Raw genomic sequence first — 23,743 nt, forward strand, 5'->3', positions numbered from 1 at the left:
CTGCAGATTCAATCGAACTGGGGCGGATTGTTGCGGCAAATATGCCTAATGAGCCTCAAGCATACGGCCATCAGCCAGTAAATGCTTCGCGTATCGTTGACAAATTTCCATTGATTTCACATGATTCATTCAAATTTCATACTTCAAAGGAATTAATCATGCAAATCGATGAATTCGACGAGAAAATTCTCGCACTCCTTCAGGTGGATGCTTCGCTTTCGGCCGCCCAAATCGGCGAGCGCATCGGTCTGTCGCAATCGCAATGTTGGCGCCGCATCGACCGGCTTGATGCCGAAGGTGTCATCGAGCGGCGCGTCGCGCTGGTCGACCGCAAGAAGGTTGGGTTGAACGTGATGCTCTTCGCCCATGTGAAGCTGGCCGGTCACAACCGCAACGCGCTGCCGGAGTTTTCGAAGGCGATCCAGGCATTCCCCGAAGTCCTCGAATGCCATGTGCTCATGGGCAATGTCGACTTTCTGCTGCGCATCGTGACGCGCGACGTCGACGCTTATGAGCGTTTCTTCTTCGAGCGGCTTTCCCAGTTGCCGATGGTGCAGGAGGTCAACTCGATGATCGCCCTCTCGCAGATCAAGTCGACGACCGTACTGCCCATTGGGCAGGGCGTGGCGCATCTCGGGGGGCCTGCGGGATCTGCCTCCGGCACGGCATGACATTGCGCTGACAGCATCATGTCGCGCAGCGGGCGGTAGTCTGCGGGTCGCCCTGACGCATATCGAAGCGGCCACTACAGGCGTCGCTGAAAACGTCGGCACACGTTGGACAGCGCCCCCGCAAGCCTCTATCCTTAAGCATCCACTATGGGAGCCTTGCATGAAACGTTGGTTCGGACTGACTGCCGCAGCCGCCATCATCGGCGTGACGGCATGGTGCTTCATCCCCGCGCATGCCGCCCTGAAAAACGGTGCGCCCGCGCCGGACTTCTCTGCGCAGGCATCGCTCGGCGGCAAAGTGTTCACCTTCTCGCTTGCCGACGCGCTCAAGAACGGCCCTGTCGTGCTGTACTTCTATCCTGCGGCATTTACCCAAGGGTGCACGATCGAAGCCCACGACTTTGCCGAGGCAACTGACGCGTTCAAGGCGTTGGGCGCGACGGTCATCGGCGTCTCGCACGACAACATCGATACGCTCAACAAGTTCTCCGTGTCCGAGTGCCGCAGCAAGTTTGCCGTGGCGGCCGATACCGACCAGCACATCATGCGCGCCTATGACGCCGTGCTCTCGCTCAAGCCCGATTACGCCAATCGCGTCTCGTACGTCATCGCCCCGGACGGCAAGGTGATCTACAGCTACGTGAGCCTCGATCCGGACAAACACGTCGCCAACACCATGGAAGCCGTCCGCAAGTGGCGCGCTGCGCATCCTGCTTGAGCACGGCGAATTTACGGGACGATGCGGCATGAAAGCCATAGCACGCGCACAAACTCGAAGCGAGGAACTCGCCAATAGCGTCAGTCATGGCATTGCCTGCCTGGCGGCCCTCGCTGCGATTCCCTTCCTTTTCACGGCCGTCCGCCCTCCTTTGCCGAGTCAGGTGCAGCAAATCGGGATCGGCGTATTCGCCGTCACGATGGTGGTCGTGTATCTGGCCTCCGCGCTATACCACGGACTACCCGACGGTCGCGCGAAACAGCTGTTCATGCGCGTCGATCACTGCGCAATCTTTCTTTTCATTGCCGGAACCTACACCCCCTTCACCATCAAGATCCTCCACGACCCGTGGGGCTGGCCGCTGCTCACCGGCGTATGGGCGATGGCCATTGCCGGGCTGATCGCGAAGACACTCGGCCTGCTCGATCGGCCGCTCATCTCCACCCTGCTTTACATCGGTCTGGGATGGATGGCCGTTTTAGTGGCCGGACCGGTACTCGCCGCCATTCCTGGCCCCGGTGCGGGATGGCTCTATGCAGGCGGTATCGCCTACACCGTCGGCGCTGTCTTCTATTCGCTCGACGGGCATATCAAGTTCGGGCATCTCGTGTGGCATCTGTTCGCCATTGGCGGCACCGCCTGCCACTATCTCGCCGTCTGCCGCTATCTCTGATCGTCCGGTGTGATCCGGCAATCCGCCAGCTTTTCGGATAGCCGGTCGCATCGCGCCGTCAACGCCGGGTCCCCGAACATCCTGCACGCACCGCGCATGCGGTGCAGCAACGCCTGTGCGGCATCCAGATCTGCCGGGCGACGCGTTGCGATCAACCGGCGAAAACGCGCAAGATCCTTCGCCATTTCCTCACGCATCATGCGCCGCGCGTAGGGGTCATCCAGCAGCGACGGCCTCGCAGCTTTCGGGAGCTGACCGGTGGCGTCCGGCCCAACCTCCGACCCCACCGCCTCATCCCCCACGACACCGGAACATGGCCACCGCACTGCGAGCGTCTGGGCCAGCCGCAGTCGTGACACCGGCTTCGTCAGCACATCGTCGATACCGGCCTCCCGGGCCGCACGCGCCCCCACCACCGACCCTGTCACCGCGAACACAATGGGCGCCCGGCGGCCAAGGGCCGGCGCCAGCGCACGAAACGTCTTCGCCAGCGTCAGACCGCACGCGCCGCCGAGCTGTATATCGGTGAGCACGACGTCGACATCATGCAAAATCCATTGCAACAACGCCTCGGTCAGATCTTCCGCACGCTCGACGATGCACCCAAGCGACGTCAATTGATCGGCGAGGATGGCGCGATTCATGACGTGGTCGTCGACCACCAACGCGTGCAGCCCGGAACGCACATCGACGCGGGCAACGGGCACCTCTGCGGCCAACGGCGACGACACGGCCCTGTCTTGCGGGCCAGCAGGTTTCGCGCAAGGCATGCCGAAGGGCACCGATAGGCGAAACTGCGCTCCCGATGTCGACGGCTCCACGCACAGCGAGCCGCCCATGCGCTGCGCCCATTGCTGGGCGATCCACAGTCCCAACCCTGTGCCGGGCACTGAGCGATCCGCGCGGGCGAACGCCGCAAACACCGCGTTTTCCATGCCCGCAGGGATTCCCGGCCCGGTGTCGCTGACGTGAATCGTCAGTTGCCCCGCCCCCACACCACCTCGCCGCCCGGGCTCGGCCGACACGCGCCGGTGAGCGTCTTGCGCCGGACCAGCGCCCCAAGACGCCCTGACCGCAACACCACCGCAAACGGTGTACTTCAACGCGTTGTCGAGCAGCGTTCGCAGCATCTGGCGCAAGCGACCGGCGTCTCCCCGCATCATGACGGGCACGTCGTCGGCGATGTGGCACCCCAGAATGAGCCCTTTCGCATGGGCCGTGCCCGCAAACGAGTCAACCTCCTCGTCGAGGCACACGCGCACCTCGAAGACGGTTTCCCGCAACGGCAGATGCATGACCTCGCCTTGGCCCAGTTGCAGCACGTCGTCCACCGCGCCAGCCACCACGCCGAGCATGCTGCGCATGGCGCCAAGCCGCTCGCGAGGCGCAATCCCCCCGGCGCCGGCACGCATGCCGCCGTCGCCGGCAACATCGCCGCATAGTGCGTCCAGATGCCCTTGCAGCACTTGCAACGGGGCCCGTAGCTCGTGCACCAGCGCCATCCGAAAAATGCTGACGTCCTCACGGCCGTCCCTTCCATACCCTTGCGGACCGGGCGCTGCCGCCGCTTGCCGCCCATCCGATTCATACCGCCCGGCATCGGCGCCGCCACACCGGAAATTGAATTTGTCGAGATTCATCGCGTCGTTGACGCCTCATCACGATTCACGCGCTTCGGCGTACTGAAGAACTGCAGGAGCCTTCAAGTCTGGCCTTTTGCAAGACCGTTGCGACTGCGCAAATTCCGATCTTATTTTGTGGACGCCCGCACTTTCGGAATCGTCCGAGCCGAATGACTCAAGTTCCGCCTCTCATCTGCCGATAATCCCTATGCCCCGTCTTCCACTTTCCGACTGGCGGGGAGGCCGCACGCACGCGCTCCGCGACCTGGGCATTCAATCCATCGATCCATATGTATAAGAACATTACGATTCGGACCAGCCTGACACTGGTCCTAGGTTTGCTTGGTGCACTACTCGTCCTCGCCAGCGTTCTGGGCCTTCAGGCGCTCAGTTCCAGCAATGAATCCCTGAGCAAGATGGCCACGGAAGACACGCCCGCCCTGGCCGAACTCAAGGGCACTGGCGAGCAGATTCTGCGGACCCGTCTGTCGATGGCGACCTACGCCTCTTACGTCAGCCTCGGCGCGAATCCGGAAGAGTCCGAAAAAGTGCTGAATCGGGGCACACAGTACATCGCCGCCTCGGACGCACTCTGGAAGGATTATCTGAAACGTCCCAAAGAAGATGCGCACGAAGCGGAGTTGGCCAAGGCAACCGACGAGAAGCGCCGTGCCTTTTTCGACAAAGTGGTGACGCCAGCGCTCAACGCCCTCAAGCAAGGCGACGTGGCCGGGTTCCACCAGATTCAGGCACGCGTCGCGCCGCCCGCCTATAGCGCCCTCGATTCCGCCCTGCGCGAGTTGCAGGACATTCAGGTCGCGCGGCAGAAGACTCGCTTCGAAGCCGCCCAGCAGCGCTACAACATCATGCGTATTGCGATGGGGGTGACGTTGGCCGTTGCCCTGCTGCTCGCACTGTGGGGCCGTGCGATGCTCGCACGCGCCGTGTTGCGTCCGATCCGCGAAGTCATCTCGCATTTCGAGCGCATGGCTGCGGGCGACCTGAGCCAGCGAGTCGAACAGCGCACGCGCAATGAGATGGGGCAGCTCTTCGGCGCGCTTGGCCGGATGCGCGATGGTCTTGCCGCCACGGTCGGCACCGTGCGCGAGAGTACAGAAGCCATTCACGCGAGCGCCCGCGAGATTGCCGACGGCAACGCCGATCTGTCGCAACGCACGGAATCTCAGGCGTCGTCGCTGGAGCAAACGGCGGCGAGCATGGAAGAGCTGACGGCCGTCGTCAAGCAGAACGCCGAGAATGCGCGTGCCGCCAGCCAGTTGGCCGTTACGGCATCGGATACCGCTTCGCGGGGGGGCGACGTCGTGCAAGAGGTCGTGACGACGATGCGCGATATCGCCGAAGCGTCGCAGAAGGTCACCGACATCCTCACGGTCATCGATGGCATCGCGTTCCAGACGAACATTCTGGCGCTCAACGCCGCCGTCGAAGCCGCACGTGCCGGCGAACAGGGGCGCGGCTTTGCCGTCGTCGCGGGCGAAGTCCGCACGCTCGCCCAGCGCAGCGCGTCGGCAGCCAAGGAGATCAAGGGATTGATCGAGGCATCGGGCGACCGCGTCGAGACCGGCACCCGTCTGGTCGAGCGCGCTGGCGCCACGATGGTGGAAGTGGTGCAGTCGGTCAAACGCGTAACCGACATCATGGGCGAGATCTCGGCCGCCAGCGTCGAGCAGTCGAGCGGCATCGAACAGGTCAATCGCGCCGTGACACAAATGGACGAGATGACGCAACAGAACGCCGCGCTCGTGGAAGAAGCGTCTGCCGCGGCGGCAGCGCTCGAGGCACAGGCGGCGCGTCTGCGCGAATCGGTAGCGCTGTTCCGTCTGTCGGCCCACGACTCAGCGCATTCGTCCAGGGGCAGCACCGGCGACGTCACGCTCAACGTAACGCCGGGCAAACTGGCGCTCGCCGCCTGAATGCCGCACCCCTATCACCGGCCGCCCCGTACGTCGTGACCTCGGGCATCCTCTGACGCCGCCTCGTCGACATGACGGGCGCGTCTCAGGATGCCGGAAAGCCTCCCCAAGATGCCGTGCAACGCAAGCGTTGCGGCGTCACTTCAAAGACTCACGCGTTGCTCGAAGCCCTTGAGCGGCGCCTGCGCCACCCACGCTTTATCGATGTCGCAGGACGACACCTGCGCCCCCGGCGGCCCCTGACGCATCCACTCGCACATCGCCAGCAACTGAGCGGCTTCGCCCTGTGCAATGACTTCGACCGCACCATCGCGACGGTTGCGCACCCACCCGCTGAGCCCGATCCTGCGCGCCTCGACCACGCATGCGGCGCGATAGCCGACGCCCTGAACTCGCCCGCGAACTACGATCTGCCACGTTGCCGTCATTGCCCCTCCTGCTGCAATCGATGGATGTCCGAGACGATGAAAAAGGGCTCGATCAACGTCGAGCCCTTTCACTACGTTAGCACACGCCGGTACACGCCTAATAGACGTCGCGGCGATACCGCCCTTGCGCCGACAAATCGAGCAAGGCATCCACGCCGATCGCGTCGGCCAGCGCAGCATCCACCGCAGGGGCCATGCCAGCGAGGCTGCCACACACATAGATCGACGCACCGTCCGCCACCCAGGCCGCAATGTCCTCGGCCAACGCCCGCACCCGGTCTTGTACGTAGATGCGCCGCGCCTGATCGCGCGAATACACAGGGTCGAGACGTGCGATGCCGCCCTGCGCCTGCCACGCGCGCAACGTCGCGTCGTAGAAACGATCGTGTGCCGCCTTACGCTCACCGAAGATCAACCAGTTGCGCACATGCCCCTGCGCGATTCGTTCGGCGAGGTGCGAGCGCAGTCCCGCCAGGCCGGTGCCATTGCCGATCAGGATCATGCCGCAGGCGTGCGCCGGACCGTGGAAGCCGGGGTTCGGACGTACGCGCATCGTTACGCTTTCGCCCAACGCCACGCCGTCGGTGAGCCAGCCGGAACCGAGCCCCAGCGAGCCGTCGGGATTGCGTGCCTGACGCACCAGCAACATCAGTTGGCCCTCATCCGGTGTGGATGCAATCGAATACTCGCGCTCAGGCAGCGGCGCCAGACGCGCCAGCCACGCCGGCAGATCGATACCCGCCGGCGGCGCGGCATCGGGCAATACGCGCTCGCGCAGTGCGTCGCCCAACGTCGTCTCGCGTCCGGCAACGCTCACCCTCACGTCGGACGCCCAGACGCTGCCGGCAAGGAAGGTTTCAACGCGTGCGGCCGTATGGCGTGGCAGCACCTCGACCAGATCGCCCGCGACCCATTGGGCCCCCGGTGGCGGCGTGAAGGCCAGGTGATAGGCCGGCAACCCGGTACTGCCGGGATTGAGCACATGGCGCTCGGCCAGCGGCCACGACTGGAAGCGAGGGCTATCGTCGGCCTTCGAAGACACGAGCGGGCGGCCCAGCCATTCGCCAAGCCGCTCCTGCCAACGGGCCCATGCGCCAGGATCGCCCCGGTCGACTTCGATGGGTTCAAATGCCGCCACACCGCCCTGCGCGCGCAGCCAGCCATCGAGTTTGCGGCCGAATCCGCAGAATCGGTCGTAATGGCTGTCGCCCAAAGAGAGCATCGCGAAACGCAACGTCGGCAGCGCCATCGCCTGATTCATCAACTGCTGCGCAAACCGGCGCGCGCTATCGGGCGGCTCGCCATCACCGAACGTGCTGACGATAAACAGCGCCCGCTTGGCCGTGCCCAGTTGTGCCTGACCGATGCGGGCCAGCGGCTGGATCTGCGCCGGAACTCCCGCCCCCTGCAACATGCCGGCCGTCTGCCATGCGAGGCCTTCGGCTACGCCGCTCTGGCTCGCGTAGCCGATCAGCACGCCCTCTTCCGCCAGTGACGTGCCCGCCACTGGTGCCTCAGCGCCATGTTTCTCCACGACCGGGCGCGATGCCGCCAACGCGCGCTTCTTCTTGCGACGGTCGAGATAGAGCATCCACCCCGTGACGAAGAACACCGGCATCATCAGGCTCGAGAACATCATGACGATGATGCCCGCCTGCCCGAAGAAGCTGCCGCGATGCAACGCGTAGATGCTCGTCAGCAACTGTGCGCCGGTCGTCTTCTCGGCGTATCGATCCTCGTTGCGAATCTCGCCAGACGCCGCCTCGACATCCATGCGGCTGAACGCCCGCTCATGCGGCACCGACTTGTCGAGCCACGTCACCTGCAACGGTCCGCCGGGCTTCTGTGCCGGGCGCAGATAAACCTTCGTGTAGTCAGGCACATGGGCCGTGAAACGGCTCCACACCCGGCTCATGTCGTCTGCCGGTGTCGAGGTCAGATCCGGCAACGCCGCCTTCTTGCCCTCACCTTTCCCGGCCATCTTCGGTGGCGCAGCCGGCTTATTTCGCACCGGCTGGGGCACACCGGCCATCGAGAACAGCATGCCGCGCCACCAGTCGTACGACCAATAGAGGCCCGTCGTGGCCGACAGCAGATAAGGCACCAACACTACCGTGCCGATCACCGCGTGCAGATTCCAGAGGAACGGCCGGCCACGCTTCTTGAAGTCGATATGGAACCACGCGCGCCAGTTGCCGATGCGGCGAGGCCATCGCAGATACAGGCCGCTCAACGCCAGCAGGAACAGCAATAGCGTGGCGGCCGCCGTGATCTGCTTGCCGATGCCATCCACCGTGAGGAAGCGGTGAATATCCATGATGAAGCGGAAGACGACATCGGCCTGCGAACGGCCGAGCATCTGCCCCGTATAAGGGTCGACGAAGTACGTCTCGCCGCGCGTTCCGTCACCGATCGACAGCCGCACGCCGACGGCGTCTTCCGGCGCGCGCGTCACGGTCATGAGCAGAATGCGCCGGTCGGGCACCGCTTCATGGACCCGCGCAATCAGCTCGGGAATCGGTAACGGCGCCGTATCGCGCACGGCCACGGTCATCACGCCCGGGCTGAAGGCGCGGGTGAGTTCTTCGTAATAGGAAAGCAGCGCGCCAGTGAGTCCGACCACTGCCAGCACCAGCCCGGCCGTAATGCCGAAGCACCAGTGCAACTGAAACCACAGTCTTTTCATCATTGTTGTCGTCCAACGCACGTCCGTGCGCCGATGGTGGCGCGTGCGTGGCAGGTGTGCCGAACCGCAATCCCCGATGGAGCACTTTGCGGCAATTGTCGAATGGTATTGCAAACGATTCTCATATTCAATACCCATTTAACTTTCCCCACCTTGTAGGCCCCATCCGACAGGAATTTCATAGAAAGGACGACCCCCCGTCGCTTTTTGAACGGTTAGGATGAATTTATCGGCGCGGATGTCCGCGCTCCCGCCCACCGAATCGCCGCAAGTCACATCTCGTCCCCCTTCCCCCTGCGCCCGCCGCTCGGCCCCGGATACGACCTTTCGACCTGCGGCACGACAGCGACGGAGTGCCATGCAACCCTTAGCGTCTTCCCCTTGTGCCCCACCGGCGACGACACCAGCCGACACTTGCGATGTCGACGTTGCCACGGTGGCATTCTTCTTTGACCTCGACGGCACGCTGGCACCGCTGGCGCCACGTCCCGATGCGGTCAGGCTGCCGCGTGATACCGCCAGTGTGCTGGCCCGACTGTTCGAGCGTACGCAGGGCGCTATCGCGGTCGTCTCCGGGCGCGCCATCGACGACATCGACGGCCTGCTCGCCCCGTTACGTGTGCCCGCCGCTGGCCTGCACGGCGCCGAAATTCGTCATGCCGACGGAGATCTGATCCGGGCCGAGGGCCATGCCGTCGACGCGGCCCGGGTCGCGTCGATGGTCGCCCCATTGCAAGCGCTCGTCGCCCAGCACGCCGGCCTTTTGCTGGAAAACAAGGGCAGCGCCCTCGCGCTGCACTACCGCAATGCGCCCGAGTTGGCGGGTGTCGCACGCGACACGATGCGCACCCTGGCCGATGTGCATGCCGAGCGCTTCGTGTTGCAACCCGGCAAGTTCGTCTTCGAGTTGCGGCCGCGCCACGTCAGCAAGGGCCGCGCCATCGCCACGCTACTGAAGGAGGCCCCGTTCGCCGGCAGAACGCCACTGTTTGCCGGCGACGACCTGACCGACGAGGCCGGATTTGCCGACGTGAATGCGCTGGGCGGCATCACGATCAAGATCGGCGAAGGTGAGACTTGTGCCCGTCACCGGTTGCCGTCGCCGGAAGCGCTGACGGCCTGGCTGCTGACGTTGCGTCACACCTCCCCACGCCAACCTTCACAGGAGAATGGAGCATGAGCCGCTTAGTCATCGTCTCGAACCGGGTTGCCCCGATCACCGAAGGCAAACCTACGGCCGGCGGTCTGGCGATCGGCGTGTTCGACGCGCTCAAAGACACCGGAGGCATGTGGTTCGGCTGGAACGGAGAAATCAACGCCGAGCCGGCGAGCGCGCCCGAGATCGCCCATCGCAACAACGTCACCTTTGCCACCGTGCCGCTCACGCGCCGCGACTACAACACGTACTACCGCGGCTTTTCGAATGCGACCCTGTGGCCAACGTTTCACTATCGCGACGACCTCACGCGCTACCAGCGCGACGACTACAACGGCTACCGGCACGTCAACGCGCGCTTCGCCGCGCTGCTCTCGCCACTGCTCGAGCACGACGATCTGATCTGGGTCCACGACTACCATCTGCTGCCATTTGCGCAGGCCTGCCGCCAGATCGGGTTGAAGCAGCGACTTGGCTTCTTCCTGCATATTCCGTTTCCGTCGCCGCAAGTGCTCATGACCGTGCCGCCCCATGAAGCCCTGGTGCGCGCCATGTGCGAATACGATCTCGTCGGCTTTCAGACCGAAACCGACCGCACGGCCTTCACCGACTATCTGGTGCGACACGCCGGGGCCACGCTGCACGACGACGGCACCGTGACCGCCTATGACCGCACGCTGCGCACAGGTGTGTACCCGATTGGCGTCTATCCAGACGAGATTCAGCAGCAAGCGACAGCCCGCGCCACGGTCAAGCACATTCTCGATCTGAAGCAGGGGTTGCAGGAGCGCAAGCTGATCATGAGCGTGGACCGTCTGGATTACTCGAAGGGGATGCTGGAGCGATTCCGCGCTTTCGAACGTCTGCTCGAACTGTGGCCGAACCAGCAAGGAACGGTGAGCTTCGTGCAGGTCGCCCCGCCAAGCCGCTCGGACGTCGCGGGATATGGCGAGATCCGCCGCCAATTGGAAGCCGAGGCGGGCCATATCAACGGCCGCTTCTCGGATCTCGCCTGGACACCGCTTCGCTATATCAACAAACGCTACGATCACGAGGTGCTGATGTCGTTCTTCCGCGCGTCGCAAGTGGGCTACGTCACGCCGCTGCGCGATGGCATGAATCTCGTCGCGAAGGAGTATGTGGCCTCGCAAGACCCGGCGGACCCCGGCGTGCTGGTGCTGTCCTGCTTCGCGGGCGCTGCCCAGGAACTGGACGGGGCGCTGATCGTGAATCCGTACGACATCGACGGCATGGCCGAGGCGCTGCGCACCGCGCTGAACATGTCGCTGTCGGAGCGTCAGGCGCGCCACACCACCATGATGCTGACATTGCGCGAGCACAATCTGTCGACGTGGCGCGATCGCTTCATTGCCGATCTTCGCGCACCGAAAGGCGCGGCCAGACCGGCCCTGATGCGCTGCCCTCAACCGGCCGCCGCCTGACGAGCAAGACGCCGGCACCGCCAGGAGTCATGCCATGAGCCAACGTGATCCCTCTGCGGCCCCCTGCGTCGAAGTCGAGACCGACGGGGCCGTGACCATCGTCACACTCGCACGCGCCGCGCGGCGCAACGCGGTGGATCGCCACATGGCTGCCGCCTTGCGTGACGCCTTGCTGGCATTCGAGGGGGACGACAACGCCAGTGTGGCGGTGTTGTGCGGCAAAGGCGCGTCGTTCTGTTCGGGCGCAGACCTCTCGGCTTTCGACGATCCCGAACGCCGCAACGAGGTCACGCCCGATGGCAGCGGCGACGGCCCGATGGGACTCACACGCCGCCATCTGGACAAGCCCGTGATCGCGGCCGTCAGCGGGCATGCCGTAGCGGGCGGACTGGAGTTGGCGTTATGGTGCGACCTGCGCGTGGCGGACGATTCGGCAACGTTCGGCGTTTTCTGCCGGCGCTTCGGCGTGCCACTCATCGATGGCGGCACAGTGCGTCTGCCGCGGCTGATCGGTATGAGCCGTGCGCTCGACATGATCCTCACGGGACGCGCCGTCGGTGCGCAGGAAGCCTACGAAATCGGACTGGTCAACCGGCTGGTGCCGGAGGGTATGGCACGCCAGGGGGCGGTCGCACTGGCACAACAACTCGCCGCACTGCCGCAAGGCGCCCTGCGCGCCGACCGCCGGGCGGCCTACGCGCAATGGGATATGTCGCTCGAAGCCGCGCTGCGCCAGGAAGGCGCGGCCGGACATGCGGTGGTGTTCTCCGAGGGGATCGCCGGTGCCCGCGAATTTCTTGGCGGCGCGGGCCGTCACGGGGCGCCGCGCGACAAGCCGTGACCGGCCGTGCCGCTGCGGCGACGCTCGACGACTGCCTTACTTGCCCGCCGGACGCGACTGCTGCACCTGTTCGAGGCGCTTACGCAGCCCGTCGGCGATTTCTTTCTGATTCGCCTGCGTGGCGAAGTCGATGGCCGACAAACCGATCTGGTTCTTCAGGCGCACATCCGCCCCGCCGTCGAGCAGCACCTTGCATGTGGTGATATGCCCGCCGCGCGCCGCCATCATGAGCGGCGTGGTGCCGTTGGGCGACTCGGCATCGACGTAAGCCGAGGCGTCCAGCAGGATCTGCACGATATCGTCGTGCCCGTTGGTCGCCGCGTAGTGCAGCGGTGCCCAGCCCTTCTTGTTGACCTCTGCATCCTTGTCGATCAACAGCTTGACCATCGGCGCGAGGCCTTGCAGCGACGCAATCATCATCGCGTTCTCGCCTGCAGCATTGGTCGCATCGAGATCCGTGCGCTTGTCGTCAATCAGCAGACGTGCAACGTCGACCGACTTCTCGCGCATGGCGATCACCAGCAGCGGGTTGCCCTTCTCGTCGGTCGAGTTCGGATCGACACCCGCCTTCAGCGCCTGGGCGACGGCCTTCGTGTCGTTGAAGACGACGGCCTTGACCAGTGCTGTGTTGGAGGTGGCCGCGGTGGCGCACGCCGTCAGCCAAAGCACACTGAGCAACATCCAGGCTCGGATCATCGAAAATTTGCGCATCGGGGGCTCCTGTCGGTAGTCCGGTGAATAACGTAGAGACAATCGGGTCAATCGGGTCAATCGGTTGATAGGGGTCAGGGCTTGGCCGTCGCGAACAACCGGAAGAAGTTCTCCGTCGTCACGTCGGCGATCTTCTGCAAGGGCTCGCCGCGCAGGTCGGCGATGAACTCGGCCACATGACGCACGTAGCCGGGTTGATTGAGCTTGCCACGATAAGGCACAGGGGCGAGATACGGCGAATCCGTCTCGATCAGCATGCGCTCGAGCGGCACACGTCGCGCCACGTCCTGCAGATCGCGCGCGCTCTTGAACGTAACGATGCCCGAAAACGAGATGTAGAAGTTCTGATCGAGCGCGCCTTGCGCGACATCCCAGCTTTCGGTGAAGCAGTGCATCACCCCCGCGGGCTCGCCTGCCTGCTCTTCACGCATGATGCGCAGCGTGTCGTCGGCGGCCGAGCGCGTGTGAATGATGAGCGGTTTGCCCGTGACGCGCGCCGCGCGAATATGCGTGCGAAAGCGCTCGCGCTGCCACTCCATATCCTCGATGCTGCGGCCGTCCAGGCGGTAATAGTCGAGCCCGGTCTCGCCGATTGCCACCACCTTCGGCGTGGCGGCAAGACGAACGAGATCGTCGACGCTGGGCTCCGGGGTGTCTTCATAATCGGGATGGACACCGACCGAGGCGTACACGTTCTCGTGCTGTGCCGCGATCTCGAGTACTTGAGGCAGCGTGGGCAGATCGACCGAGACGCACAACGCGTGGCTCACCTTGTTCTCACGCATGCGTGCGAGCAGCTCGGGCATCTGCTCGGCCAGTTCCGGGAAATTGATATGACAGTGCGAATCGATGAACATGATGTGCGATCGGTTGCCGGTGGTCTGCATCAAAGCGATGCCGGTCCGCCGAACAACTGTTTGTATTGCAGGAAAAGGGCCTCAAGCAGCACGCGGGTATTGAGCGGGTGGTTCTGCACCTGACGCTGCTGGGCGAGTTCACGCAGGAAACCCAGCAGGTGGACATCGTCCGTCGTGTCGCCACAACGGCGCAATGCCTGCGCGTGACCGGGGAAAAAGCGGACGGTGCCGGCCATGCGCTCGGCCAGGACATCGAAGCACCAGCGCTGCAACGTCTCCAGAATGCCCGGCAAGCTGCCCTTGTGCAGTTGCTCGGCGCACGCGAAGGCGTCGATCGCCGCGCCCTGCGCCAGCTGACCGAGCAGCCAGTCGCGCCAGCCGCGCTCTTCCGGCTCGGCCAGCGCACGCGCCGCGAGCGGCGCGCCGCCGGCTTCGGCCAGCACGGCGGCGGCCTTGGCCGCATCGAGACCCGCTTCGGCCATCAGCCATTGCGAGGCCTGAGCGCCGTCCGGACGCGTGAGTACCAAGCGACGGCAGCGCGAGAGAATGGTCGGCAAAAGGCGGTCGGGCTGGGTCGTCACCAGCAGGAAGATGACCCCTTCTGGCGGCTCCTCGAGCGTCTTGAGCAATGCGTTGGCTGCATGCACGTTCAGCGCCTCTGCCGGATACAGCAGCACCACACGCAGCCCCTGGCGATGCGAGCCGACGCTTGCAAAGTCGATCACCTCGCGTACCTGCTCGATCTTGATTTCCTTGCTCGGCGTCTTGGTCTTCTTGTCGCCGTCGGCCTCGGCGCGGGCCTCGGCCCCCGGCAGGCTGTCCGCCAATGCCTCCGGGCAGACGGCACGAAAGTCCGGGTGATTGCCGCTGGCGAACCACTGGCACGCAGCGCACGTCCCGCACGGCAAATGGTCGTCGCGCGGCGATTCGCACAGCAGCGCCTGTGCGAACGTACGGGCAAGCTCGATCTCGCCGATGCCCGGCACGGCCTGCAACAGCAGCGCGTGCGGCATCTGGGCGCGCAGGTCGTTAAGGCGTGTCCAATCCTGCGACTGCCACGGATACAGCATGTGGGCTCCTTGGCCGGAAGATGCGTCTTGGGCGGAACAAGGCAGCGGTCAGACGAAGGGGGCGGCATTTGCCCAGTGCGTCCTGCCAATGTTCAATGTCCCGTGGGTGTCCCGTTATCGATGAAACAAGCGGATTATCGCGCGTGCGCGGGCTCAGTGCCCGGGCACGCCCAGTCGGGCGAACACGCCCGCGAGTTGCCCGGCAATCGCTTCGATACTCTGTGCAGCGTCAATCACGATGAACCGGCCGCCCGATGCCTCGGCGCGACGCAAATATTCTTCGCGGACCCGCGTGAAGAACGCCTCGGATTCACGCTCGAACTTGTCCGGTGCGCGGGCGCCCGCCAGCCGTGCAGCGGCAATCGCCGGGTCGAGGTCGAACAGGATCGTCAGATCGGGTTGACGTGTGCCCTGTACCCAACGCTCAAGCGTCGTGAGCTTATCGATCGACAGACCGCGCCCGCCGCCCTGATACGCAAACGTCGCATCGGTGAATCGGTCGGAGACGACCCAGTCGCCGCGTGCGAGTGCCGGTTCAATCACTTTCACCAGGTGCTCCCGGCGTCCTGCGAACATCAGCAGTGCTTCGGTTTCGATATCCATCGGCTCGTCGAGCACGAGTTTGCGCAGCGCCTCGCCCAATGGCGTGCCACCGGGCTCACGCGTGGCGACGACGTTACGCCCTACGCTGGCGAGGCCCTGCCGCAGCGCGCTGACGAAGGCGTTGACGTGCGTGCTCTTGCCCGCACCGTCGATGCCCTCGAAGGTCACGAACTTGCCCGGCGCCACTGCCGATGCCACGGGGGATTGCGTCATTGTTCACCTCGTTGATACTTGTCCACGGCGCGATTGTGCTCCAGGAGATTCGTCGAGAAATGGCTGGTGCCGTCGCCGCGCGCCACAAAGTACAGCGCATCGCTCGGCGCGGGGTTCAGCGCCGCCGTCAGCGACGCCACGCCCGGCAGCGCGATAGGCGTGGGCGGCAAGCCGGCGCGCGTATAGGTGTTGTACGGGGTATCCGTTTGCAAGTCGCGCTTTCGCAGGCGCCCGGTGTACAGATCGCCCATCCCGTAGATCACCGTCGGATCGGTCTGCAGCAGCATACGCTTGCGCAATCGATTGATGAACACGGCCGCGACCTGGCCGCGCTCCACCGCCTGCCCCGTCTCTTTCTCGACGAGCGATGCCATGATAAGCGCCTCGTAGGGCGTCGTGTATGGCAGTCCCGGTGCCCGGGCGGCCCACGCTTCGTCCAGACGCTTCTGCATCAGACGATAGGCCCGCTTGTAAATATCGACGTCGCTCGTGCCTTTCGGAAAAAGGTAGGTGTCGGGGAAGAACATGCCCTCGGCTTCGGCGCGGTCGGCGCCCACCAGTTGCATGATGTCGGCGTCGGGCAATCCGGCGGTATCGTGGCGCAATGCCGGATTGGCGTCGATCTCCGAGCGCATTTTCTTGAAGCTCCAGCCTTCGATGATCGTCACCACGTACTGGTTGACGTCGCCGCGCGCGAGCTTTTCCATCACCTCGATGGGTGTGATACCCGTTGCGAACTCGTAGTTGCCCGACTTGAGCTTCGTACCCACGTCCATGATGCGGGCAAGCAGATTGAACAGCAGCGGGTGCACCGGCACACCGCCGTTGCGCAATTGCGTGGCCACGCTGCGCACCGAGCTGTATGGCTTGATCGTGACGTCGAGTGTCGGCTTGCCCAGTTGCAGGGGGGCCTGCGCCCAATAGTAGAAAGCGCCGCCCGCCGCCAGCGAGGCGACAATCAGCAAGACCAACAGGCGTTTGATGAAAGACATGAATTGCAGGGTAAGCCGTATGACGACAGCAGCGGGTTCGGGGGACTCGGTCAGCCGGACTTGCACGACAACGACGGTGCCGAGAGGCGCGTTTTGCGCGTCGAACCGGGCTCGCACGTCCTGGCGGAAGACCCAATATAATACTTTGACTTGCCGAACCCTCACAGATTGACAGGCTCTCCCGTTTATGACCTCCCAATGGCGTGATCTTCTGCCGCAAGCGGCAGCCGCTTCTTCTTTCGATGTTTCGCCCGATGCGCTCGCGCGCACCGCACAGTTCGAGGCTTTGCGAAACGGCAGTTTCGTCTCGCTCGCCGCCGACACCGGCCTCATCGCCGTGAACGGTGCGGATGCCGCGACCTTTCTGCATGGCCAATTGACCAATGACGTCGAGCGTCTTTCTGCCGCTCAGGCGCGTCTTGCCGGTTACTGCTCGGCCAAGGGCCGGTTGCTCGCCACGTTCCTGATGTGGCGCGACGCGTCGGCCGACGCCACGATCTATCTGGCGTGCGACGCCGAGGTGCAGGCGGCCGTGCAGAAGCGTCTCTCGATGTTCGTCCTGCGCGCGAAGGCAAAACTGACGGACGGCACCGCAACGCATGTGCTGCTGCAAGTCGGCGGCCCCGCCGCCGAGGCCGTTTTGGCCCGCACGTTCCCGTCGTTGCCGGCCACCGCCCTCGCGGCCGTGCATGCGAGCCTCGACGATGCACCCACCAGCCTGATCCGTCTGCCGGACGCCGGCACAGCGCGCTCGCTCTCACGCTTCCTGTGGAGCGTGCCGGTGGCGCATGCGGCGCAGGCGTGGACAGCGCTGACGCAGGCGCCCGGCCTCACCGTCGTCGCCCCCGCCCTCGCGGCCTGGCTCGACGTGCACAGCGGCGTGGCGCGTGTCACGACCGCAACGCAGGAGCAGTTCGTCCCGCAAATGGTGAACTGGGAGGTCGTGGGTGGTGTGAACTTCCGCAAAGGTTGCTACCCGGGACAGGAGGTTGTCGCACGCAGCCAATATCGCGGCACCATCAAGCGTCGCCTGCATCTCGCGCACGTGGATGGCGCGCAGCCGGCACCGGGTCAGGCGCTGGTCGAGACGAGCGACCCCGATCAGCCGTGCGGCATGGTCGTGCAAGCTGCACCGGCCCCGAACGGCGGCTACGATGTACTCGCGGAAGTGAAGCTGGCCGCACGCGAAACCGACGACGTTCGCCTCGGCAGCGCCGACGGCCCCGCCCTCGCCTTCACCGAATTGCCATACGAGATCATCGATCCGACGGAAACGCCCGCGTCGTCTGCGACGGCCTCCTGATCCGGCCGCCCAGCGACTGCCCATGGACTGTTACGTCTACTACCGCGTCTCGTCGCCCAACGCCGCCGCGGCACGTCAGGCCGTCGCGCAACTCTTCGCGCTGACGGCGGCGCGCTTCGGCGTCGCAGGGCGTTTGCAATGGCGCGCCGACGCCTCCGCTAACGACACGGCCGCAGGCACCACGACCTGGATGGAGCGTTACGACGGTGTGAGTCCCGCGTTCGTCGCAGCGCTGCCGCAGCTCGCGGCCGAGTCGGGCCTGACTGACCTGACCGAAGGCGGGCGCCATGCCGAATGCTTCGTCGACGCGCAAACGCCATGTGCCTGATCGTCTTTTCGTGGCAACCTGATGCCGACACGCCACTGGTGCTGCTCGCCAATCGCGACGAATTCTTCGAGCGCCCCGCCGAACCGATGCACTGGTGGCATGACCGGCCGGACGTGCTCGCAGGCCGCGACTTGCGGGGTGGCGGGACATGGATGGGCGTCAATCGCGCAGGACGCTTTGCCGCACTGACCAACTTCCGCGATGGACGTGCCCCGATGGCACCGAAGGACACGCCGTCGCGCGGCCTGCTGGTCTCTGCCATGCTCGACGCTACGGCGTTCGACGACGATCTGTCGCGTATCGAGCAACATGCACACGAGTACGCAGGATTTAACTTGCTCGCAGGAGACTTGCCCGCAGGCAAGTTGTTCTGGCTGGGGAATCGCGACACGCGTGGTGACACCGATATCGACGCTCCCAGACAAATCGAAACGGTCGGGCGCGCGAACGCGTCGTCGCTCCCGTTCCGGGCGCCAGTGCGACTGCCGCTTGCCCACGCCATCCGCCCCGGCACGCACGGGCTGTCGAACGCGCTTCTGGACACGCCGTGGCCAAAACTGGTGAGTCGACGCGATGCACTTCGTGCGGCCATCGACGAGGCGGCCGACGACTTGACGTTGCTCGCGCTGATGCGCAACACCGTAGAGGCAGCCGACGAAGCGCTGCCCGAAACAGGGGTCGCACCGGCTTGGGAGAAGGCGCTATCGGCGGCCTTCATCGCATCCCCGGCCTACGGAACGCGATGCACTACGTTGCTGAGGTATCACCGCAACGGCACGGTCGACCTCATCGAATCGACGGTCTCGCCGGGGCAGCCGGCCAACGAACTACGCGATCTGCGACGGTATCGTTTCGAGGCCGCCCGCGCCTGAGATTGACGAGTCCACCCCGGGCCCGGGGTGGACTCGACCTCACACCAACCGCACGATCTGCTTCCCGAAGTTCTCTCCTTTGAGCAAGCCAAGGAATGCGGCAGGCGCGTTCTCGATGCCTTGCGCCATCGACTCGCGATAGCGCAACTCACCGGCGGCGATCGCATCGGTCAGCGCCTTGAGCGCCTGCGGCCAGACATCCATGTGCTCGGTCACGATGAAGCCTTCCAGCCGCACCCGGTTCGTCAGCAGTAGTGCCGGGTACTTCATCGGAATTGGCTCACCGTTGTAGCCGGAAATCATGCCGCACATTGCGATGCGCGAGTGCGCATTGAGATTGCGCATGACCGCATCGAGGACATCACCACCGACGTTCTCGAAGTACCCGTCGATGCCATCCGGTGCCGCTGCACGCAACGCTTCGTTCAGATTGCCCGCTTTGTAATCGACGCACGCATCGAAGCCCAACGCCTCCACCACATAGGCGCACTTCTGCTCGCCGCCCGCAATGCCGATCACCCGGCATCCGGCTTGTTTGGCCAGTTGACCGACCACACTGCCCACCGCGCCGGAAGCCGCGCTGACTGCGATAGTCTCCCCGGCCTTGGGCGCAATAATCCGGTTCAGGCCGTACCACGCCGTGACGCCCGGCATGCCCGCCACGCCCAGATACGCGCTCATCGGCACGCGCGCGTCGTGGAGACGGCGCAGGTTGCTGCCATCCGAAATGCCATACTCCTGCCAGCCGAACATGGCGGTGACGGCATCGCCCGGCTGCCAGTCGGGGTGACGCGATTCGATCACCTCGCCGACCGTCGCCCCGATCATCACCGTGTCGAGCGGCTGTGGCGGGGCGTATGATTTGGTGTCGTTCATCCGGCCGCGCATGTACGGGTCGAGTGAAAGATAGAAATTACGCACCAACACCTGCCCTTCGCCGAGCTCCGGCAACTCAGGTGCGGCCAGGTGAAAGTTGTCCAGCGTGGCTTCGCCCTTGGGGCGCGAGACCAGCAGAATCTGGCGATTGATCGTCATGACATTCCCTCCACATTAGCTGCATTAGCTGCATTAGCTGCATTAGCTGCATTAGCTGCATTAGCTGCATTAGCTGCATTAGCTGCATTAGCTGCGGTAGCTGCAATCGCCACCCATTGCACCCGCATTGCCCCGCAGCGGCATCACCGACGGCAGCACGCCGCTTGGGCGTCGTCAGTCGCCGCGCGGGTCGTCAGGACGTCGCTGTTCGCGGACATCGCGTCCGACCGCAAGACGGCGCAAATACTTGAACGTGCCCATCGCCTTGGCCACAAGCTTGCCATTGGCGTCACGCACTTCGCCCTCGCAGTAGGCCATCGTCGTCGAGCGATGCAACAGGCGGCCAAATGCGCGCATCTCGCCGGTTCCCGGCTGCATGAAGCTCGTCTTCATCTCGATGGTCACCACGCCCGAACCTTCCGGCGCCACGCTCCGGCAAGCGGTACTCAGCGCAACATCCAGCATCGCCATCGTCACCCCTCCGTGCATCACCTCCCAGCTATTGAGATGCTCAGACGCCAGCGCGAGGCGCAGCTCCGACTCGCCCGCTTCGGCACGCAACAGCTCGATGCCAAGGTGATCGATGAAACCCGAACGGATCGAGAGCGCGTTCATCGGGAACTCCAGCCGCATTGGCCATTCAAGGTAAGCTCATCCATCGTCATTTCTTCAACTAGCGACGCATCGCGCCATGCGCTGCGTCTGATATTCAATCGGAGGCACTCGCCACTTACTCCCGCGACACGCCCGCCGCAGCGAGCGATGCCCACGCCCTGGCGAGCGAACCGTTCAGATCGATGGCACGGCATGCATGCTCGATCACGCAAACATCGAAGCCCGCCGCCTTGGCGTCGAGCGCGCTCCACGCCACGCAGAAATCCGTGGCCAGTCCTACACAGTGCACGCGTCTCACGCCCCTGTCTCGCAAATACCCGGCCAGCCCGGTCGGCGTCTTGCGATCCGCCTCGAGAAACGCCGAATAACTGTCGACATCCGCGTGATACCCCTTGCGCACCACCGCCTGCGCATGCGGAATAGACAGATCCGCGTGCAACGCGGCACCGGGCGTCTCCTGCACGCAATGCGTCGGCCACAAGACCTGTTCGCCGTAAGGCAGGGCAATCGTCTCGAAGGGCTGACGCCCGGCGTGATGCTCGGCAAACGACACATGCCCCGCCGGATGCCAATCCTGCGTCAACACCACCTGGGCAAATTTCCCGGCCAACGCGTTGATCGCAGGCACTACCTCGTCACCGCGGGGCACCGCCAACGCCCCACCGGGCATGAAATCGTTCTGCACATCGATCACGAGCAGCACTTCGTCCATCGGTTTCATTTCATCGCCCCTGAACTATTTCAGCGATAAGGTCAGCACATTTCGCGATGGCCGCAATGTTCCGGCCATCACGAAATAGCGCATTTGGACAGCTCACCCGTTCAAGCGCTTGCCAGCTTCCGCCAGTTCGACAAGCCGCGCGGCCGGGGTCCAGTCCTCACCGTGCTCACCCCGCGCGAACTCACGCACTCGCGCGAGCACCTTGTCGAGTCCGACCATGTCGGCATAGAGCATCGGGCCGCCGCGCCAGAGCGGGAAGCCGTAACCGTTCAGATACACCATATCGATGTCGGAGGCGCGCGCTGCCGTTCCGTCGGCCAACACCTTCGCCCCCTCGTTCACCAGCGCATAGACGAGGCGATCGACGATCTCGTCGTCCGAGAACGGGCGCGGCGTGATGCCGTTCGTCTTGCGATAGTCGTCGAGCATCTGCGCGACTTTGGCCGATTCGCGAGGCGTACGGTCGCCCTCGGCATAGTCGTACCAGCCGGCGTGCGTCTTCTGGCCATAGCGCCCGGCTTCACACAGCACGTCGGCGATCTTGGGATATACGATGCCGGGATTTTCGGCATGACGACGCTTGCGGATCGCCCAACTGACATCGTTGCCGGCCAGATCGCTCGTGCGGAACGGGCCCATTGCGAAACCGAAATGCTCGATGGCGGCGTCGACCTGCGCGGGCGTCGCACCCTGCTCGACCATCCACTGAGACTGCTTGAAATACGGCTCGAGCATGCGATTGCCGATGAAACCGTCGCACACGCGAGCGACGACAGCCAGTTTGCCAATTCGCTTGGCCAGCTTCATGACCGTCGCCAGCACATCCTTGCCCGTGTGGGCGCCACGCACGACTTCGAGCAAACGCATCACGTTGGCCGGGCTGAAGAAATGCATGCCGATGACATCCTGCGCCCGTGACGTGGTTTCGGCCAGCGCATCGAGATCGAGCGTCGACGTGTTCGACGCCAGAATCGCACCGCGCTTGGCCACCTTATCGAGCTCGCGGAACACGACCTGCTTGATGCCCATATCTTCGAACACCGCTTCGACAATCAGATCGGCATCGGCGACCGACGTGAAATCGGTACTGCCGTGAATGCGCGCCAGCCGCTTTTCGGCCTCATCGGCAGCCAGCTTGCCTCGGGTGACAGCACGAGCGTAATTGCCTCGCATCGACTCGACGCCGCGCGCCAGCGCCGCCTCGGTCGTGTCGACCAGGGTTACCGGAATCCCGGCATTGGCAAAGGTCATCGCAATGCCACTGCCCATCGTGCCGGCACCGATAACGGCCACTCGCTCGATGTTGCGCACGGGCGTATCGTCGGGCACATCGGCAATCTTGGCCGCCGCACGCTCGCCAAGGAACGCGTGACGCAGCGCCTTCGACTCAGGCGAGCTGACCAGCGACACAAAACACTCGCGCTCGAACTTGACGCCGTCATCGAACGCACGCCGCAGCGCAGCCTCGACTGCCGCCACACATTGGTGCGGCGCAGGAAAATGCGGCTGCTCGCGTTGCACCTTGTCTCGTGCGGCGTCAATGGCGGCCTGGCCCGCGCCATCGGCATCCTCGATGGCGACGTCGCGCAATCGCGGCAACGTGCCACCTTGCAAGGCAACGTCGTTGGCGAATGCGATGGCCCCGGCAAGGAGATCGTCATGACTCCCCTCGATCAGCTTCGAGAAGAGCGTGCCAACGAGCGTTTCGGACTTCACGACACGCCCGGAAACCACCATATCGAGCGCGCGCGCCACGCCGATAGCGCGCGGCAGGCGCTGTGTGCCACCCGCGCCGGGTAGCAATCCCAACTTGACCTCGGGCAAGGCAATCTGCGCACCGGGCAATGCCACACGGTAGTGGCAGGCGAGCGCCAATTCGAGACCGCCGCCCATTGCCACCGCATGAACTGCTGCGACAACAGGCTTTGTGCAGGCGTCCAGCGCGGCAATCACGTCGACCAGCAACGGACTTTGCGTCGCCTTCGGCGTGTTGAACTCACGAATATCGGCCCCGCCGGAAAAGGCTTTCCCCCCGCCGATCAACACGACGGCACGCACCTGCGCGTCAGCCTGGGCTTTCGCGATGCCCTCGGCGATCCCCGCCCGCGTGGCGTGTCCCAAGCCATTCACCGGGGGATTTTCCAGCGTGATGACGGCCACGCCGTCACGAACCTCATAAGCCGTGCTCATCGTTGTCTCTTTCCTAATATTGTGTGCGTCATTGGGGGTGCCGCGGGCGCAACTGGCTGCGG

The 23,743-nt window shown here is 64.3% G+C and carries 22 protein-coding genes; 10 read left to right on the forward strand and 12 right to left on the reverse strand.

Annotated features, from left to right (window positions below):
• Window positions 1-158 precede the first annotated feature (158 nt).
• The 3 genes from PBR20603_RS05215 (at window position 159) to trhA (ending at window position 2,062) form a co-directional block, all read left to right on the forward strand.
• Window positions 159-671 carry an Lrp/AsnC family transcriptional regulator gene (locus PBR20603_RS05215; protein WP_150558496.1) on the forward strand — a complete coding sequence of 171 codons (513 nt, stop codon included), beginning with the start codon at window positions 159-161 and terminating at the stop codon, window positions 669-671.
• 160 nt (window positions 672-831) lie between these two features.
• On the forward strand, window positions 832-1,389 hold the full coding sequence (locus tag PBR20603_RS05220; RefSeq protein WP_174977787.1) for a peroxiredoxin: 558 nt from the start codon (window positions 832-834) through the stop codon (window positions 1,387-1,389).
• A gap of 28 nt (window positions 1,390-1,417) precedes the next feature.
• Window positions 1,418-2,062 (forward strand): PAQR family membrane homeostasis protein TrhA, encoded by a 645-nt coding sequence (trhA, locus tag PBR20603_RS05225; RefSeq protein WP_150558497.1) that lies wholly within the window; start codon window positions 1,418-1,420, stop codon window positions 2,060-2,062.
• On the opposite strand, the gene PBR20603_RS05230 is transcribed toward trhA, so the two are convergent.
• Entirely contained in the window at window positions 2,053-3,702 is a 1,650-nt protein-coding gene (locus PBR20603_RS05230; RefSeq protein ID WP_150558498.1) for a sensor histidine kinase, read from the reverse strand. The two genes, trhA and PBR20603_RS05230, sit on opposite strands and share 10 nt — an antisense overlap.
• Before the next feature lie 272 nt (window positions 3,703-3,974).
• Here PBR20603_RS05230 and PBR20603_RS05235 point away from each other — a divergent pair, with 272 nt between their 5' ends.
• Window positions 3,975-5,618, forward strand: a complete 1,644-nt coding sequence (locus tag PBR20603_RS05235; protein ID WP_150558499.1) for a methyl-accepting chemotaxis protein — start codon at window positions 3,975-3,977, stop codon at window positions 5,616-5,618.
• Between the two features lie 143 nt (window positions 5,619-5,761).
• On the opposite strand, the gene PBR20603_RS05240 is transcribed toward PBR20603_RS05235, so the two are convergent.
• Together PBR20603_RS05240 and PBR20603_RS05245 are read right to left on the reverse strand one after the other, a co-directional pair.
• Complete coding sequence (locus tag PBR20603_RS05240; RefSeq protein WP_150558500.1) at window positions 5,762-6,046, reverse strand: acylphosphatase; 285 nt, start codon at window positions 6,044-6,046, stop codon at window positions 5,762-5,764.
• Window positions 6,047-6,143: 97 nt separating this feature from the next.
• Window positions 6,144-8,735 (reverse strand): PepSY domain-containing protein, encoded by a 2,592-nt coding sequence (locus tag PBR20603_RS05245; RefSeq protein ID WP_174977788.1) that lies wholly within the window; start codon window positions 8,733-8,735, stop codon window positions 6,144-6,146.
• Between the two features lie 355 nt (window positions 8,736-9,090).
• Between PBR20603_RS05245 and otsB the strand changes: the two genes are divergently transcribed.
• Genes otsB through PBR20603_RS05260 form a run of 3 tightly spaced genes read left to right on the forward strand, consistent with a single transcriptional unit; the run spans window position 9,091 to window position 12,171 of the window.
• Window positions 9,091-9,912: a trehalose-phosphatase gene (gene otsB / locus PBR20603_RS05250; protein ID WP_150558502.1), complete on the forward strand. Its 822-nt coding sequence runs from the start codon at window positions 9,091-9,093 to the stop codon at window positions 9,910-9,912.
• A complete protein-coding gene (gene otsA, locus PBR20603_RS05255) occupies window positions 9,909-11,330 on the forward strand; it encodes an alpha,alpha-trehalose-phosphate synthase (UDP-forming) (protein WP_150558503.1) in 1,422 nt (473 codons plus the stop codon). The genes otsB and otsA overlap by 4 nt, the downstream gene beginning before the upstream one ends.
• A gap of 34 nt (window positions 11,331-11,364) precedes the next feature.
• Window positions 11,365-12,171, forward strand: a complete 807-nt coding sequence (locus tag PBR20603_RS05260; RefSeq protein ID WP_150558504.1) for a crotonase/enoyl-CoA hydratase family protein — start codon at window positions 11,365-11,367, stop codon at window positions 12,169-12,171.
• A gap of 36 nt (window positions 12,172-12,207) precedes the next feature.
• Here PBR20603_RS05260 and PBR20603_RS05265 read toward each other — a convergent pair whose 3' ends face one another.
• From PBR20603_RS05265 to mltG, 5 genes are all read right to left on the reverse strand, one after another.
• Complete coding sequence (locus PBR20603_RS05265; RefSeq protein WP_150558505.1) at window positions 12,208-12,882, reverse strand: ankyrin repeat domain-containing protein; 675 nt, start codon at window positions 12,880-12,882, stop codon at window positions 12,208-12,210.
• A 74-nt stretch (window positions 12,883-12,956) separates the two neighbouring features.
• Complete coding sequence (locus PBR20603_RS05270; protein ID WP_150558506.1) at window positions 12,957-13,739, reverse strand: TatD family hydrolase; 783 nt, start codon at window positions 13,737-13,739, stop codon at window positions 12,957-12,959.
• 29 nt (window positions 13,740-13,768) lie between these two features.
• A complete protein-coding gene (holB, locus tag PBR20603_RS05275; protein ID WP_150558507.1) occupies window positions 13,769-14,809 on the reverse strand; it encodes a DNA polymerase III subunit delta' in 1,041 nt (346 codons plus the stop codon).
• Between the two features lie 153 nt (window positions 14,810-14,962).
• Window positions 14,963-15,598, reverse strand: coding sequence for a dTMP kinase (tmk, locus tag PBR20603_RS05280; protein ID WP_150558913.1), 636 nt, complete (start codon window positions 15,596-15,598; stop codon window positions 14,963-14,965).
• Window positions 15,599-15,621: 23 nt separating this feature from the next.
• Entirely contained in the window at window positions 15,622-16,617 is a 996-nt protein-coding gene (gene mltG, locus PBR20603_RS05285) for an endolytic transglycosylase MltG (RefSeq protein ID WP_150558508.1), read from the reverse strand.
• A 187-nt stretch (window positions 16,618-16,804) separates the two neighbouring features.
• On the opposite strand from mltG, the gene ygfZ reads away from it, so the two are divergent.
• From ygfZ to PBR20603_RS05300, 3 genes are read left to right on the forward strand one after another with little or no spacing between them, the layout of a single operon-like run.
• Window positions 16,805-17,920, forward strand: a complete 1,116-nt coding sequence (gene ygfZ / locus PBR20603_RS05290; RefSeq protein ID WP_150558509.1) for a CAF17-like 4Fe-4S cluster assembly/insertion protein YgfZ — start codon at window positions 16,805-16,807, stop codon at window positions 17,918-17,920.
• A gap of 22 nt (window positions 17,921-17,942) precedes the next feature.
• Window positions 17,943-18,248: a DUF4936 family protein gene (locus PBR20603_RS05295; protein WP_150558510.1), complete on the forward strand. Its 306-nt coding sequence runs from the start codon at window positions 17,943-17,945 to the stop codon at window positions 18,246-18,248.
• On the forward strand, window positions 18,239-19,120 hold the full coding sequence (locus PBR20603_RS05300) for an NRDE family protein (RefSeq protein WP_174977789.1): 882 nt from the start codon (window positions 18,239-18,241) through the stop codon (window positions 19,118-19,120). The genes PBR20603_RS05295 and PBR20603_RS05300 overlap by 10 nt, the downstream gene beginning before the upstream one ends.
• Window positions 19,121-19,159: 39 nt before the next feature.
• Here the strand turns inward: PBR20603_RS05300 and PBR20603_RS05305 are convergent, their stop codons facing one another.
• The 4 genes from PBR20603_RS05305 to PBR20603_RS05320 all read right to left on the reverse strand — a co-directional run bounded on the left by PBR20603_RS05305 (window position 19,160) and on the right by PBR20603_RS05320 (window position 23,681).
• Window positions 19,160-20,155 carry an NADP-dependent oxidoreductase gene (locus PBR20603_RS05305; protein WP_150558512.1) on the reverse strand — a complete coding sequence of 332 codons (996 nt, stop codon included), beginning with the start codon at window positions 20,153-20,155 and terminating at the stop codon, window positions 19,160-19,162.
• Between the two features lie 174 nt (window positions 20,156-20,329).
• The gene (locus PBR20603_RS05310; protein WP_150558513.1) at window positions 20,330-20,770 is read right to left on the reverse strand and encodes a PaaI family thioesterase; all 441 of its coding nucleotides are present in this window, start codon (window positions 20,768-20,770) and stop codon (window positions 20,330-20,332) included.
• A 115-nt stretch (window positions 20,771-20,885) separates the two neighbouring features.
• Window positions 20,886-21,491, reverse strand: coding sequence for a bifunctional nicotinamidase/pyrazinamidase (gene pncA, locus PBR20603_RS05315; RefSeq protein ID WP_150558514.1), 606 nt, complete (start codon window positions 21,489-21,491; stop codon window positions 20,886-20,888).
• Between the two features lie 93 nt (window positions 21,492-21,584).
• Window positions 21,585-23,681 carry a 3-hydroxyacyl-CoA dehydrogenase NAD-binding domain-containing protein gene (locus PBR20603_RS05320; protein ID WP_150558515.1) on the reverse strand — a complete coding sequence of 699 codons (2,097 nt, stop codon included), beginning with the start codon at window positions 23,679-23,681 and terminating at the stop codon, window positions 21,585-21,587.
• Between the last annotated feature and the right edge of the window lie 62 nt (window positions 23,682-23,743).

The organism is Pandoraea bronchicola (assembly GCF_902459805.1).
Lineage (GTDB): Bacteria > Pseudomonadota > Gammaproteobacteria > Burkholderiales > Burkholderiaceae > Pandoraea > Pandoraea bronchicola.

Bases quoted from the DNA above. Each gene is read 5' to 3' on its own strand.
- PBR20603_RS05215 (WP_150558496.1), top strand. From the start codon at position 159: ATGCAAATCGATGAATTCGACGAGAAAATTCTCGCACTCCTTCAGGTG.
- PBR20603_RS05220 (WP_174977787.1), top strand. From the start codon at position 832: ATGAAACGTTGGTTCGGACTGACTGCCGCAGCCGCCATCATCGGCGTG.
- trhA (WP_150558497.1), top strand. From the start codon at position 1,418: ATGAAAGCCATAGCACGCGCACAAACTCGAAGCGAGGAACTCGCCAAT.
- PBR20603_RS05230 (WP_150558498.1), bottom strand. From the start codon at position 3,702: ATGAATCTCGACAAATTCAATTTCCGGTGTGGCGGCGCCGATGCCGGG.
- PBR20603_RS05235 (WP_150558499.1), top strand. From the start codon at position 3,975: ATGTATAAGAACATTACGATTCGGACCAGCCTGACACTGGTCCTAGGT.
- PBR20603_RS05240 (WP_150558500.1), bottom strand. From the start codon at position 6,046: ATGACGGCAACGTGGCAGATCGTAGTTCGCGGGCGAGTTCAGGGCGTC.
- PBR20603_RS05245 (WP_174977788.1), bottom strand. From the start codon at position 8,735: ATGATGAAAAGACTGTGGTTTCAGTTGCACTGGTGCTTCGGCATTACG.
- otsB (WP_150558502.1), top strand. From the start codon at position 9,091: ATGCAACCCTTAGCGTCTTCCCCTTGTGCCCCACCGGCGACGACACCA.
- otsA (WP_150558503.1), top strand. From the start codon at position 9,909: ATGAGCCGCTTAGTCATCGTCTCGAACCGGGTTGCCCCGATCACCGAA.
- PBR20603_RS05260 (WP_150558504.1), top strand. From the start codon at position 11,365: ATGAGCCAACGTGATCCCTCTGCGGCCCCCTGCGTCGAAGTCGAGACC.
- PBR20603_RS05265 (WP_150558505.1), bottom strand. From the start codon at position 12,882: ATGCGCAAATTTTCGATGATCCGAGCCTGGATGTTGCTCAGTGTGCTT.
- PBR20603_RS05270 (WP_150558506.1), bottom strand. From the start codon at position 13,739: ATGTTCATCGATTCGCACTGTCATATCAATTTCCCGGAACTGGCCGAG.
- holB (WP_150558507.1), bottom strand. From the start codon at position 14,809: ATGCTGTATCCGTGGCAGTCGCAGGATTGGACACGCCTTAACGACCTG.
- mltG (WP_150558508.1), bottom strand. From the start codon at position 16,617: ATGTCTTTCATCAAACGCCTGTTGGTCTTGCTGATTGTCGCCTCGCTG.
- ygfZ (WP_150558509.1), top strand. From the start codon at position 16,805: ATGACCTCCCAATGGCGTGATCTTCTGCCGCAAGCGGCAGCCGCTTCT.
- PBR20603_RS05295 (WP_150558510.1), top strand. From the start codon at position 17,943: ATGGACTGTTACGTCTACTACCGCGTCTCGTCGCCCAACGCCGCCGCG.
- PBR20603_RS05300 (WP_174977789.1), top strand. From the start codon at position 18,239: ATGTGCCTGATCGTCTTTTCGTGGCAACCTGATGCCGACACGCCACTG.
- PBR20603_RS05305 (WP_150558512.1), bottom strand. From the start codon at position 20,155: ATGACGATCAATCGCCAGATTCTGCTGGTCTCGCGCCCCAAGGGCGAA.
- PBR20603_RS05310 (WP_150558513.1), bottom strand. From the start codon at position 20,770: ATGAACGCGCTCTCGATCCGTTCGGGTTTCATCGATCACCTTGGCATC.
- pncA (WP_150558514.1), bottom strand. From the start codon at position 21,491: ATGAAACCGATGGACGAAGTGCTGCTCGTGATCGATGTGCAGAACGAT.
- PBR20603_RS05320 (WP_150558515.1), bottom strand. From the start codon at position 23,681: ATGAGCACGGCTTATGAGGTTCGTGACGGCGTGGCCGTCATCACGCTG.